The sequence below is a fragment of the Paraburkholderia sp. genome (assembly GCF_035501035.1).
In the GTDB taxonomy this organism is placed as follows: domain Bacteria; phylum Pseudomonadota; class Gammaproteobacteria; order Burkholderiales; family Burkholderiaceae; genus Paraburkholderia.
Genome location: NZ_DATJWR010000278.1, coordinates 44,514 through 57,588 on the forward strand (window position 1 = coordinate 44,514; position 13,075 = coordinate 57,588).

12 protein-coding genes are annotated in these 13,075 nt (G+C 64.9%); 5 read left to right on the forward strand and 7 right to left on the reverse strand.

Annotation, left to right across the window (positions count from 1 at the left end; genetic code table 11):
• Nucleotides 1-14: 14 nt before the first annotated feature.
• The 7 genes from VMJ11_RS20600 to VMJ11_RS20630 form a co-directional block, all read right to left on the reverse strand.
• Nucleotides 15-842, reverse strand: coding sequence for a transporter substrate-binding domain-containing protein (locus tag VMJ11_RS20600; protein WP_325621227.1), 828 nt, complete (start codon nucleotides 840-842; stop codon nucleotides 15-17).
• A gap of 79 nt (nucleotides 843-921) precedes the next feature.
• Nucleotides 922-1,995 (reverse strand): ABC transporter ATP-binding protein, encoded by a 1,074-nt coding sequence (locus tag VMJ11_RS20605; protein ID WP_325621228.1) that lies wholly within the window; start codon nucleotides 1,993-1,995, stop codon nucleotides 922-924.
• Between the two features lie 40 nt (nucleotides 1,996-2,035).
• A complete protein-coding gene (locus tag VMJ11_RS20610; RefSeq protein WP_325621229.1) occupies nucleotides 2,036-2,878 on the reverse strand; it encodes an ABC transporter permease in 843 nt (280 codons plus the stop codon).
• On the reverse strand, nucleotides 2,878-3,792 hold the full coding sequence (locus tag VMJ11_RS20615) for an ABC transporter permease (RefSeq protein ID WP_325621230.1): 915 nt from the start codon (nucleotides 3,790-3,792) through the stop codon (nucleotides 2,878-2,880). The genes VMJ11_RS20610 and VMJ11_RS20615 overlap by 1 nt, the downstream gene beginning before the upstream one ends.
• Before the next feature lie 4 nt (nucleotides 3,793-3,796).
• Nucleotides 3,797-4,894, reverse strand: a complete 1,098-nt coding sequence (locus tag VMJ11_RS20620; RefSeq protein ID WP_325621231.1) for an ABC transporter substrate-binding protein — start codon at nucleotides 4,892-4,894, stop codon at nucleotides 3,797-3,799.
• Between the two features lie 185 nt (nucleotides 4,895-5,079).
• Nucleotides 5,080-6,549: an aldehyde dehydrogenase family protein gene (locus VMJ11_RS20625; protein ID WP_325621233.1), complete on the reverse strand. Its 1,470-nt coding sequence runs from the start codon at nucleotides 6,547-6,549 to the stop codon at nucleotides 5,080-5,082.
• Nucleotides 6,546-8,258 (reverse strand): 5-guanidino-2-oxopentanoate decarboxylase, encoded by a 1,713-nt coding sequence (locus VMJ11_RS20630; RefSeq protein WP_325621235.1) that lies wholly within the window; start codon nucleotides 8,256-8,258, stop codon nucleotides 6,546-6,548. The genes VMJ11_RS20625 and VMJ11_RS20630 overlap by 4 nt, the downstream gene beginning before the upstream one ends.
• Nucleotides 8,259-8,572: 314 nt before the next feature.
• On the opposite strand from VMJ11_RS20630, the gene VMJ11_RS20635 reads away from it, so the two are divergent.
• From VMJ11_RS20635 to VMJ11_RS20655, 5 genes are all read left to right on the forward strand, one after another.
• Complete coding sequence (locus tag VMJ11_RS20635; protein ID WP_325621268.1) at nucleotides 8,573-8,896, forward strand: helix-turn-helix domain-containing protein; 324 nt, start codon at nucleotides 8,573-8,575, stop codon at nucleotides 8,894-8,896.
• A 144-nt stretch (nucleotides 8,897-9,040) separates the two neighbouring features.
• On the forward strand, nucleotides 9,041-9,535 hold the full coding sequence (locus VMJ11_RS20640) for an arsenate reductase ArsC (protein ID WP_325621237.1): 495 nt from the start codon (nucleotides 9,041-9,043) through the stop codon (nucleotides 9,533-9,535).
• A 23-nt stretch (nucleotides 9,536-9,558) separates the two neighbouring features.
• Complete coding sequence (arsB, locus tag VMJ11_RS20645; RefSeq protein ID WP_325621238.1) at nucleotides 9,559-10,629, forward strand: ACR3 family arsenite efflux transporter; 1,071 nt, start codon at nucleotides 9,559-9,561, stop codon at nucleotides 10,627-10,629.
• A gap of 19 nt (nucleotides 10,630-10,648) precedes the next feature.
• Nucleotides 10,649-11,401 carry an arsenical resistance protein ArsH gene (arsH, locus tag VMJ11_RS20650; RefSeq protein ID WP_325621240.1) on the forward strand — a complete coding sequence of 251 codons (753 nt, stop codon included), beginning with the start codon at nucleotides 10,649-10,651 and terminating at the stop codon, nucleotides 11,399-11,401.
• A 375-nt stretch (nucleotides 11,402-11,776) separates the two neighbouring features.
• On the forward strand, nucleotides 11,777-12,562 hold the full coding sequence (locus tag VMJ11_RS20655; protein WP_325621242.1) for a YkgJ family cysteine cluster protein: 786 nt from the start codon (nucleotides 11,777-11,779) through the stop codon (nucleotides 12,560-12,562).
• Nucleotides 12,563-13,075 lie beyond the last annotated feature (513 nt).

Here is a 13,075-nt window from a genome sequence, read left to right on the forward strand (position 1 = left end):
ACGGGCGCGCTGCATCACAGGTCCGTGGGCAGCGGCGCGCGCAGCCACTTCTGGGAGATCGTGTTGAGCGTGCCGTTCTTCTTCGCGCTCGCGATGGCGTCGTTCACCTTCTGCATCAGGCGCGGCTCGTTCTTGTTCAGCCCGACATGATCGGGAGAGCTAAAGAGCGAAAACTTCTGCTCAGGATCGATGGAGGGGTGACGCGCGATGATGGTCGCACCCACGTCGTTGCCGACGACGAGCAACTGCGCCTGGCCCGAGAGGAACGCGGCGATCGCGCCGTTCGGGTCGTCGAAGCGCTTGATCGTCGCGCTGGGCGGCGCGACCTTCGTCACGCTCAGGTCTTCCAGCGTGCCGCGCGCAACCGCGATGCTCTTGCCCGCGAGATCGGCCGCGCTCTTCACGGGGACGTTTTTCGGGCCGAACACGGCCAGATAGTACGGCGCGTACGCCTGCGAGAAGTCGATGACCTTCGCGCGCTCGGGCGTTTGACCGACCGACAGCAGCATGTCGGTCTTGTGATCGGCGAGGTAGGCCATGCGGTTGTCGCCCGTGACCTGCACGAGTTCGACCTTCGCATTGAGCGCCTTGCCAATCAGCGCGGCCATGTCGATATCGTAGCCTTGCGGCTGCATGTCGGGACCGATCGAGCCGAACGGCGGGTAGTCTTCGAATACGCCGATGCGCACGACGCCCGACTTCGCGATCGTATCGAGCGCGTCGGCGTGCGCGGCCGGCGCGACGGCGGCGAGCATGCCTGCGCAGGCGAGCGTCACGGCCGCGCGGGCGAGCAATCCGCGGGCGAAGCGGGCACGGTGGGTGATTTGGGACGAGGCGTTCATGGTGAGCTGTCTCCTTGGAAGATTCGGTGTGTGGATCGTTTCGTTGTGCTATTCGTGCGGAGCGCGAAGGTTGCGGGCGTCAAGCGGCTGCACGCGCGGCAATGAGCTTGCAGGCGTGCGGCGGCAATTCGGCGAACACGGGCATGCCCGTGTGCAGGTCGGGCGTTTCGCGCGGCGTCGTAGTGGCGGTCAGCGTGAAGCCTTCGCACGCAATGGTGGCCTCGATCGAAACGCCCACGTCGCGCACGAACGTCACCACGCCGGCGAACGTGTTCGGCGCGGCGGCGTCGCCGCGCGATCGCACGCATACGTCTTCCGGGCGGATCAGCAGGCGCACGTCGTGTTGAGCCCCCGCCGCCCGGCCCACGTTCGCCACGGCGAGGCGCTGGCCGCCGCGCAGCACGATCTGGCCGTCGCCGGCGCCTTCCACGGGCAGGATGTTGCCGAGGCCGATGAAATCGGCGACGAACTCGTTGACGGGGTCGCGATAGATGTCGAGCGGCCTGCCGATCTGCTGGATGCGGCCTTTCTCCATCACGACGATCTCGTCGGCCATCGTCATTGCTTCGCGCTGGTCGTGCGTGACCATGATCGTGGTGATGCCGAGCCGTTGCTGCAGTAGCTTGATCTCGACTTGCATCGCTTCGCGCAGCTTGGCGTCGAGCGCGGAAAGCGGCTCGTCGAGCAGCAGCAGGCGTGGCGACGTGGCGATCGCGCGCGCAATCGCCACACGCTGGCGCTGGCCGCCGGAGAGTTGCGTGACGAGCCGGTCCGCGACGTGCGGCAACTGGATCAGGTCGAGCAGCTCGGCCACGCGGCGCGACTGCGCGGCCGTATCGGTCTTGCGCAGGCGCAGCGGATACGCGATGTTCTGCGCGACCGTCATATGCGGGAACAACGCGAGCGACTGGAACACCATGCCGAAGTTGCGGCGGTTTGCGCTCACGCGCAGCAGGTTTTCGCCGGCAAACGTCATCGAGCCGGACGTGGGCGTTTCGAGCCCGGCGATGATGCGCATCAGCGTGGTCTTGCCGCAGCCCGAGGGGCCGAGAAAGCACACGAGCTTGCCGTCGGGGACGCTCAGGTTCACGTGATCGACGGCGTACGCTTCGTTGAAGCGTTTCGTCACGTCCTGCAGTATCAGCTGGGTCATCGTCATTCCTTGGTCGGGGGCGGGAGGGCGCAGCGAGCGCCTAGAGCGCAACGCCGTTGTCGCCGACGAGCTTTTCGAGCAGCCAGATCAGCGCGAAGTCGATCGCAACGATGAACACCGCAAAGGCGAACACGGTCGGGTCGAGCGACGAGACGGTGCGGCTATAGAGCCAGACCGGCAGCGTCATCGTGTCGATGTTGTAGAGAAAGAACGTCACCGTGAACTCGTTGAACGACACGATGAACGCGAACAGCATGCCGGCGAGAATGCCGGGCCGCATGAGCGGCAGCACGACGTCGCGCAGCGCGCGGCCCGGGCTCGCGCCCATCAGGCAGGCCGCTTCCTCGAACTCGGGACCGATCGAGGCCACCGAAGCCGCACAGTTCTTGACCGTGAACGGCAGCGTGAGGATCACGTGCGCCGTGATGAGCCGCACCACGCCGAGTTCGACGGGCAGCGCGTTGAAGACGAGCAGCAGCGCGAGCCCAAGCATGACGACCGGATAGACGATCGGCAGCGCGACCAGTTGCTCGACGAGCATGCGACCACGAAAGCGGTAACGCGCGAGCGCGTAGGCGGCCGGCACGGCGGCCACCGTCGAGACGACCATCGTGGCGATGGCGACGACGAGGCTCGTGGTGAGCGCGGTGCCCATCGAGAGCGTGTCGGTTGCGTCGGGCGAGACGAACGTGTGCCACGCGGCGCGGTACCAGTGCAGGCCGAAATGCGCGGGCGGAAATTCGAGCGTATCGGCCGTGCCGAACGACATGACGATCATCGTGAGGATCGGCAGCGCGGCGAGAAACAGCACGAGGCCGGCGAGCGAGGCGGTCGAGCGGCCGAGGCGCCCCGGCAGCGCCGGGTTGGGGAGGAGGCGGTTCATCAGCGGGGCTCCACGGTGTGTTGCAGGCGGCGCGCGAGGCGCTGGGATATGGCCATCACCGAGAGCGTCGTGGCCATCAGCGCGACGCCCGAGGCCGAAGCGGCCGGCCAGTTCAGCAGCGGGGCCACCTGGTCGTGCACGAGCACCGCGAGCATCGGCACGCGCCGGCCACCGAGCAGCAGCGGAACCGCAAACGCACTCGCGTTGTAGGCGAACACGAGCAGCGCGCCGGATACGATGCCCGGCATCGCGAGCGGCAGCGTGACGTACCGCAGCGTTTGCCAGCGCGAGGCGCCGAGCGTGGCCGAGGCTTCGTCGAACGAGCGCGAGACCGCGCGCAGCGCGCTCGACATCGGCAGAACGGCGAGCGGGAAGGCGGTCTGGATCAGGCCGAGCAGCACGCCCTGTTCGCGGTACAACCACATCACCGGACGCCCCGCGAGGCCGGCCGCCTTCAACGCATGGTTCAGCAGCCCCGCTGGGCCGAGGATCACGAGCCAGCCGTAGCCCTGCAGCAGCAGGTTCACGAGCAGCGGCAACAGCACGCAGGCCAGGATGAGGCGGCGCGCGAGCCGCGATTCGGTGCGGGCCATCGCTAGCGCCACGGGAATTGCGAGCAGCATCGCGAAGACCATGCTCTCGAACGCGAGCCGGACCGTGAGCCAGAGCGACTTGAGGAAGTAAGCGTCCGCGAGGTCCGCGTAATTCTGCAGCGTGAACGTGTGCCATTCGTTGCCGGACACGCCGAAGCTCATGCGCAGCACGACGAGCGTGGCGGCGACGAGCACGGAGAGCACGGCGACGATCGGCGCGAGCAGCAGCCATGGCGGCACGCGGGGCAGCGCGGGCTGGTCGCGCGCCTCGCTCGTGGACGATGCGGCCGGCTGCGCGGTGGGTGATGAAAGGGCGGACATGGCGTCAGGCGGCGAAGAGGCCGGTGTAGCGCTTGATCCATGCGGCCTGGACGGCGGCGAGCGCCTTGTCGTCGTGCAGCACGGCTTTTTCGGCGATCTGTTTGGGCGAGGGCACGAATGCGCGGCTTTCGGCCGGGATCACCGCGCGGCCGTTGACAGGGCCGTTCAGCACGTCGGCCGCCATGCGGCCCTGCACGCCCGCGTCGAGCGAGTGGTTGATGAACGCGTGAATGAGGTCGAGGTCGCCAGGGTGCGCTTTCGGAATCACGGTGAACATCAGCTGCGTGGCGAAGCCTTCCTTCATGCCGTACGTGATGCCCATGTTGTATTCGGGCTTGCGGATCTGGTCGGGGAAGAACGCAGCGGAATAGATGCCGCCGATGTCGAGCGAGCCGGTGCGGAACAGGTCGGCAATCTGGTTCGGGTTCTCGCCGAGCGTCATCACGCGGTCCTTCAGTTCGGCGAGCTTGTGAAAGCCGGGCTCGATGTTCTGTTGCGAGCCGCCAGCGAGTTTGGCCGCGATGATCGTGAGGTCCACGGCTTCGGCCCATTCCGGCGGCGGCAGGAAGAGGCGGCCCGAATACTTCGGATCCCAAAGCGCCTCGTAGCTTGCGGGCGGCGTCTTCACGGTCGAGGTGTTGTAGACGAGCCCGTCCGACCACAGGAGATAGCCCACGCCAAAGCCGTTCGCGCCGGTTCGGTAGGCAGCCGGAACGTCCTTCAGGTTCGGCAGGCGGTCGAGATCTGGCTTGGCGAGGAGGCCCGCGTCGGCAAGACCGGAAGCGCCGACGCCGGCAAGCGTGATGACGTCGTACGTGGGACGGTCGCCCGCGGCCTTGACCTTCGCGACCATGCCGGACGTGCCGTCGGCGCGGTCCGCGATGACTTTCGCGCCCGTCTGCTTGCTGAACGTCTCCGCGATGTTGCGCAGCGCGGCCGCGCCGGTATCGTCCGACCACGTCAGAAGACGCAGCGTCTTGCCGGCGAAATTATGATTCTGGGCGCGGGCCGTCTGAACGAACGGCATCGGTACGGCGCATGCACCGAGCGTCGCGCCGATGACCTTAATGGCCTGCCTTCTGCCGGGTTTGAAACTCTGCATGATGCTCTCCTGTGGAATGACGCGGCCTCGAAGGGGTTCCGTAGGGGCCTGGACGGGGCGTTGACCGCTGTCCCGCGGCGCGGGGGTTTGAAGAAAATGTAGGTGGCCCAAATTCCCCCAACAATCGAAATCTCCTCATGCGTGCCATGAGATTCCCTCATGGCGCGCTGGGAGCGAGGGCGCGCTCAGGCGGGCCGCACCACCTGCTTGATTTCCTGAAACGCGGCGAGGCCAAACGGGCCGAGTTCGCGGCCGAGACTGCTCTGCTTGTAGCCGCCCCATGAGGTCTGAGGAAAGATCACCTGGGGCGAGTTGAGCCACACCACACCCGCTTCGAGCGCGGCGGCCATGCGCGTGCCGCGCGCGGCGTCGCGCGTCACCACGGTCGCGACGAGGCCGTACTGGGTATCGTTGGCCGTGGCGATGGCCTCGGCCTCGGTATCGAACGCGCGTACGCAGAGCACGGGGCCGAAGATCTCGTCGCGCCATAGCGCGCTTTCGGTCGGCACGTCGGCGAAGATGGTCGGGCGTACGAAGTAACCGGGCCGTTCGGGCGGCGTGCCGCCCGCGACGAGCCGTGCGCCGCTCGCGCAGCCTTCGGCGATCGCGTGCGTCACGCGCGCGTACTGCGCGCAGCTCGTGAGCGGGCCCATCTGGACGCCTGGCGCGAACGGATCGCCGACTACGAGGTTTTCGGCGCGCTGCGCGAGGCGTGCTAGCAATTCGGCGGCAATGGGCTGCTGCACGAGCACGCGCGATGTCGCCGAGCACATTTGTCCGGCGTTGAAGAAGCCGCCGCCTGCGATCAGATCGACGGCGAGGTCGAGGTCGGCATCGGCGAAGACGACGATCGACGATTTGCCGCCCAGTTCGAGGCCCACGCCCTTGATCGTTTCGGCGGCGGTTTTCATGACCTGCGTGCCGACGGCGGTGCTGCCCGTGAAGGACACTTTGGCAACGCTCGGATGGGCCGCGAGCCGGGCGCCGACTTCGGGACCGGTGCCGGTGATCACGTTGAGCACGCCGGGCGGCAGGCCCGCTTCCATGGCGATTGCGGCCAGTTCCAGTTCCGGCAGCGGCGTGACCTCCGACGGCTTCAGCACGACCGTGCAGCCTGCCGCCAGGGCAGGCGCGAGCTTCCACGCCGTCGTCACCATCGGGAAATTCCAGGGGACGATCAGCGCGGCGACGCCGGCCGGCTCGCGCCGGATCCACGCACGGAAGTCCGTGCCGGGTAGTTCGACCTCGGTTTCGCCGAGCGTGTCGAGCCCTTCGGCGAGACTGGCGTAATAGTCGAACGTGGCGACGACATCGCTCACGTCGATGTCGGCTTCGGCGAGCGGCTTGCCGTTATTGAGCGACTGCAAAGCGGCGAGGCGTTCGCGCTGCGCTTCGACACCACGCGCGATCGAGCGCAGCCGCGCGGCGCGTGCCGCGCCCGTCGTCGATTTCCAGCCTTCGAATGCGTGTGCGGCGGCGCGAACCGCGCGCTCGACGTCGGCCTCGCCGGCCGCGTCGACTTCGGCGATCACGGTTTCCGTCGACGGATTGATCACGGGCAGTCGTCGGCCGTCGGCAGAGGCGGACCAGGATCCGCCGATGAGGAGCTGCGTGTGCAGCGGCACGTCGTACTGGCTGAGCGCGGCCGTGTTCATGCGACCACCTTCGCGAACCAGTCCGCTTCATGAATCTCGATCACAGTCGGCACGCTCAGAGCCGCCGCGTCTTCCAGCGCCGCGGCGAGCGCGGCGGGACCGTTGGCGCTGCGCGCCGCACAGCCGAATCCGCGGGCGAGGGCGAGGAAGTCGGGCGTGTACGGATCGACGCCGACCGGCGTGATGTCGCGGGCGACCATGTACTTGCGGATCTCGCCGTAGCCCTTGTTGTTCCAGACGACGACGATCACGGGCACGCCGGCTTCGACGGCGCTGGCGAGCTCGGGCAGCGTGAACTGAAGGCCGCCGTCGCCGATCAGGCAGACGACGGGGCGCTGCGGCGCGGCGAGCTTGGCGCCAATGGCGGCTGGCAGGCCGTAGCCCAGCGTGCCGTAACCCGTCGACGAGTTGAACCACGAACGCGGCGCGGCCGCATCGTAGGTGAAATTGCCGGCATAGACCGGGCTCGTCGAGTCGCCCACGACGATCACGTCGGGCAGCGCGGCCGCAAGGGTGTCGAGCAGCTTGGCCTGGACGCGCGTGGATGCGTCGTAGCCGGCGGCGATGGCGGCGCGCACGGACGCGACGCGCGTGGCGCCCCAATTGGCGGATGCCGCGCGCGGCTCGCGCGTTTCGCGTGTTTCATGCGAATCGAGCGTGGCGAGCAGGCCTGAGAGCGCGCTGCGCGCGTCGCCGACGATCGCGCAGTCCGGCCAGAAGTTGCGCATCAACTGCTCGGCGTCGATGTCGATGCGGATCAATTGCCCGTCGATGGCGAAGCCGCCATTGAACATGACGTCGTAGTCCGTTTCGCCCAACTCGGTGCCGATGGCGAGGACGACATCGGCTTCGCGCACGAGCGCGCGCGTTTGCGGCAGCGACTGCGTCGAGCCGAGCAAGAGCGGATGATCGGGCGGCAGCAAACCCTTTGCATTGATCGTGAGCGCGACGGGCGCCTGCAGGCGCTCGGCCAGCGCGCGCAGCGGCGCCCCGGCGTGCGCGGCGCCGCCGCCAGCGAGGATCAGCGGACGTTTCGCCTTGGCGAGCAGGGAGGCGGCTGCCTCGATCGCGCAGGCGTCGGGCGCGGGCTTCGAGGCCCGCACGACCGGCGCTTGCGCGAGACCCGGCGCGGGCGCGACGATCACATCGAGCGGAATTTCGATGTGAACCGGACGCGGTCGCTCGCTCGTGAAGACGGCGAACGCCCGCGCGAGCACTTGCGGCAGGTCGGCCGCATCGAAGAGCGTGTGCGAGAAGGCCGTCATGCCCGCGAAAACCTGCTGCTGCGAGGGCAATTCATGCAGCCGGCCGTCGCCGCTGCCGAGTTCGCGCCGCGCATTGACGCTCGAGATCACGAGCATCGGGACGGAGTCCGCGTAGGCCTGGGCCATCGCGGTAGCAATGTTCGTCATGCCGGGGCCCGTGATGATGAAGCAGACACCAGGCTTGCCGGTGACGCGCGCGTAGCCGTCCGCCATGAAGCCCGCGCCCTGTTCGTGGCGCGGCGTGACGTGGCTGAGCGACGAGGCGGCGAGGCCCCGGTACAGCTCGACGGTGTGCACGCCCGGGATCCCGAATACGTATTCCACGCCATAGCGTTCCAGCAGCGCGACGAGTGCCTCACCACAGGTTGGCACGCCGCGCGGCGTGGCGATTGGCGAAGGGGCGAATGCCTCCTTGAGGCATGGGGAGAAGTTTTGTGAATTCATCGATCGTCGCTCATCGTTGCTCCCGGCACGGGAGGGGCCGGTGCGGCGCGTGCTGGTCGGCACCTGGATCTGGCCTGTCACCGCGCATGCGCTGCACCGGGGTTGGGGCAGCGTCTTGCGACATTTTCAGAGTGGCCAGGGGCCGCGAACAATCGATTAGTTCGCATGACGCGCATGCATTTTCGTCATGCCGCGCATCGAAAGTGGATGACGTTCGTTCGATAGCTCCGACTGGCACGGGGCGACCGGGAACGAGACGTCGCCGGCAATCAGGATTGCTTGCGCTCGGCCATCATTTCGAATATATTGGAAATATGGAAGAAAACGATGTCATCCGCGCCCTTGCGGCGCTTGCTCACGGGCTTCGCCTGCGTGTGTTCCGGATGCTGGTCGTGGCCGGCCCCGAGGGACTGACGCCGGGCGCCATCGCCGAGCAGCTCGATGTTCCCAACGCGACGCTTTCCTTTCATCTGAAGGAACTGATGCATGCCGGGCTGATCACGCAGGAGCGCGATGGGCGCAGCTTGATCTATCGGACCGCCTTCGAGCAGATGAATGCGCTGCTGGGCTTTCTGACCGAAAACTGCTGCCAGGGCCAGGCTTGCCTCGAGCCGGGCGTGGGCTCATGCAAATGCTGACGCAGCGCCGCCATGAAGCGGTATCACATTCGCGTCCAGGTCCACGCTGACAATCTTGCCACCGGTGCCGCGTTCTACACGATGGTCGCCGTGGCCGTGCGCAAAGCCATACATAGCATCGGCAAACAATAAGGTTTCCTACGCATGACCACTAACGTACTCATTCTCTGCACCCACAATTCCGCGCGCAGCGTGCTTTCAGAGGGCATGTTGAACCATTGGGCGCGCAAGCTCGGCAAGGATGTCCGCGCTTATAGCGCAGGCAGTGCGCCAAGCGGCCGGATCAATCCGTTCGCGCTCGAAGCGCTGACGAACGCCGGCATCGATACGGAAGGCTATCGCAGCAAAAGCTGGGACGAGTTCGCGAAGGAAGGCGCGCCGCAAATGCGCATCGTCATCACGGTGTGCGATAGCGCAGCCGCCGAACAGTGTCCGTTCTGGCCGGGAAGCCCGGTCAAGGTCCACTGGAGTTACGCCGATCCTTCGAACGCGCCGGGCGGCGATGAAGGCAAGCGGCAAGCGTTCGAACGCACGCGCCAGGCAATCGGCTATCGCATGCTGCAATTGCTTGAACTGCCGCTGGATCGCTTGAGTGACGCCGAACTCCAGCATGCGCTAAACGACATCCTGCAAAGCTGAACCATTCCCCGCCGAGTCGTCCCATGAACACCCCCAATGTCGCCGCTTCGAGAAAGAGCGCTGCGAAACCGGCCATCAGTTTCTTCGAGCGTTACCTGACCGTATGGGTCGTGCTGTGCATCGTCGCGGGCATCCTGCTTGGCCAGGTGTTGCCCGGTGTCTTCCAGGCGATTGGCCGGATGGAGTACGCCCATGTCAACCTCCCGGTCGGCCTGTTGATCTGGGTGATGATCATCCCGATGCTCGTCAAGGTCGACTTCGGCTCGTTGCATGAAGTCCGTCAGCACATCAAAGGAATTGGCGTCACGCTCGTCGTGAACTGGCTGGTGAAGCCATTTTCGATGGCGTTTCTTGCCTGGATCTTCATCAAGCATCTCTTCGCGCCGATGCTGCCCGCCGCGCAACTCGACAGCTACGTTGCGGGCCTCATCCTGCTTGCGGCGGCCCCTTGCACGGCGATGGTGTTCGTCTGGAGCCGGCTGACCGGCGGCGATCCGCTGTTCACGCTCTCGCAGGTGGCCCTGAACGACAGCATCATGGTGGTCGCTTTCGCGCCGCTCGTCGGCCTGCTGCTCGGCATGTCGGCGATCACGGTGCCATGGGCGACGCTGCTCACCTCCGTTGTGCTCTATATCGTCATCCCGGTGATCCTCGCGCAGATCCTGCGCATGGTGCTGCTCGCGAGAGGGCAGGCGGCGTTCGAAGCGGCGTTGGCGAAGATCGGCCCCTGGTCCATCACCGCGCTGCTCGCCACGCTGGTGCTGCTGTTCGCGTTCCAGGGCGAAGCCATCCTGAAGCAGCCGCTCGTCATCGTTCTGCTGGCCATTCCGATCCTGATCCAGGTGTTCTTCAACTCGGCCCTTGCGTACTGGCTCAATCGCGCGGTCGGCGAAAAACACAATGTGGCCTGCCCGTCGGCGCTGATCGGCGCATCGAACTTCTTCGAACTCGCTGTGGCCACTGCGATCGGCCTGTTCGGTTTCAATTCAGGTGCCGCGCTTGCCACGGTGGTGGGCGTGCTGATCGAAGTGCCGGTCATGCTGCTGGTCGTGCGCATCGTCAACCGTTCAAAAGACTGGTACGAATGTGCCTGAAGGATAAGGAATCAATCGCATGAGCAACGGCATCATTCATCGCAACCCTGAATCCGATCTCACGGCTGAACTGCCGCAGGTTGACCCTTCGCTGTTTCGGGTACCCGATATTGGTCGCCTGCAGCCCGCGAACGCTTCGCCCCATCCGCCGCGCATCCTGCTTCTCTATGGTTCCCTGCGCGAGCGCTCGTTTAGCCGCTTGCTGACCGAAGAGGCCGCGCGCCTGCTCACGGCCATGGGGGCCGAAGTCCGAACCTTCAACCCAAGCGGCTTGCCCCTGCCGGACGACGCGCCGGACAGCCATCCCAAAGTGGCCGAATTGCGGGACCTGGTGCTGTGGTCCGAAGGCATGGTCTGGTGCTCGCCGGAACGGCACGGCGCGATGACGGGCATCATGAAGTCGCAGATCGACTGGATTCCGCTTTCGGTCGGCGCGATCCGGCCGACCCAGGGCAAGACGCTCGCCGTGATGCAGGTGAGCGGCGGGTCGCAGTCGTTCAATGCCGTCAACCAGATGCGCGTGCTCGGACGCTGGATGCGGATGCTGACCATCCCCAACCAGTCGTCGGTGGCCAAGGCTTTCATGGAGTTCGATGAAGCCGGGCGCATGAAGCCGTCGGCGTATTTCGACCGCGTCGTGGACGTGATGGAGGAACTGGTCAAATTCACATTGCTGACCCGGGACATGGGTCCTTATCTGGTCGACCGGTACAGCGAACGAAAGGAAAGTGCCGCGGAACTGACGAAGCGCGTGAACCAGGCGAGTATCTGACGTATGCCAGCCCCTGCTCCCTGGAGAATGGAGTAAATGACAGGAACAAAAAAGGTAAATGTATGGAAGCAATAAGAATTGCTTAAGCGATTTGCGCTATTCTCCGCGGGGCTATCATGATCAGCCTCTAGCCCCGATCTCACATACAGGTGATCGATGCGATTCGCCGTTCCGGTCACCGAGCCAGATTGATTTCCATACGGGTTCAGCTAACGTGTCCAGGCTGATGTGCAGTCGACATCGCGTCGCGATGGACTCGCACGTCAGACAGTTGCGCAGCAAGCGGGTGCGGATGCCGCTCGTGTCTCGCCGTGGTCATGTCCTTCGGCAATGATCGGATAGCGTCCCGCTCCAGACAAACATGCCGGAATTTCCATGAGTCATTCAATACACTTTTCCTGCACGAAATGCGGAAAATGCTGCCACGATCTTGGCCTGCCTCTGAGTGTCGAAGAGGCGATAGCGTGGTTACGCGCCGGGGGCGACGTCAAATGCTTTTCCGAAGCGATTTCGTGGCCGGTGGAGCCCGATGTTGCCAATCTGCCGGCGCAACACAAGCGCAAGCGATCCTTCCCGGCGCAAAGTGGCAAGCTTCCCGTACGCGTGACAGTTACCCTTGTCGCGTTGTTTGATGGCCCCTGCCCAAATCTGGGCGCAGACATGCGCTGCGGCATTTACTCCGAACGCCCCCGGGTGTGCCGCATTTACCCTGCTGAAGTCAATCCGCTGATCAGGCTGGATCCTGTGAGCAAGGCCTGTCCGCCAGAAGCGTGGACAGTCGACATGCCGCTTTTTGCACACGACGGTCGCGTGGTTGATACGACGACGGAGTCGTTGATCGAGGCATCCAGACGCGCGGATTCTGCCGATGTCGCGGCCAAGGAAATCCTCTGCCAGTCTCTCGGGATCTCAATCGCGGCCATGGCCAACGAGGGCGTCGCCGTCTGGTCATTCGAACGAGGCGTCATGAGCCGCGCGCTGGAAGCATGTCGGGATGGAGTGGGGCGGGAACCCGCCGGCGGAAGTCAATGGCGGTTGATGACGAATCGTGACTCGACTTATCAAATACTTGAAGAGATAGGCGCACACCCGCTTTCCGGCAGCGTGTCTCATGACGAGAGGCTTTCGTACGTTGATTTCAGTGGCGGCGGAAATTCTTGAATGCCCTGCCGGCGCGTTAGCCGGCAGGGCACCGGCCAGTTCTTCCGAATCCGGTCATCGGCACCGTTCCGTGAGAGTCGCTCCCTTTATGCGCTGCTTTGACGTGCCCGCAGCGGGATATTCCGGCCAGACCGCATGAAAACGAGTGCTCGCAGATGAAGCGCAAATCATGCGGTCTACTTTCTATTGATACGGATTGCTAATTATTTAATATCGGAAAATAATCGCCTCGGCGCGAAGCGGGATTGCACAAAAATAGAAGAAACGTCTCGTAGCCAATACGGTGAATCGGGCAACCGATGGGCTGGACAACGAACCGTCAACGACGCCCTTCCTGCTGCTTGCGGTGCCTTGTACTCAACCATACCGATGTGTCCACTCTCCGTTGGAAGGGAGAGCGGTTCGCACCATCAGTGGCCTGCTTGCTGCCGGGCACGGCAAGCGTTGCTCGATATGGTGCCGGTATCTGTGCTTCGCAAGGCTGCCAACCTCGAAGCGACCCTTCAGGCGATA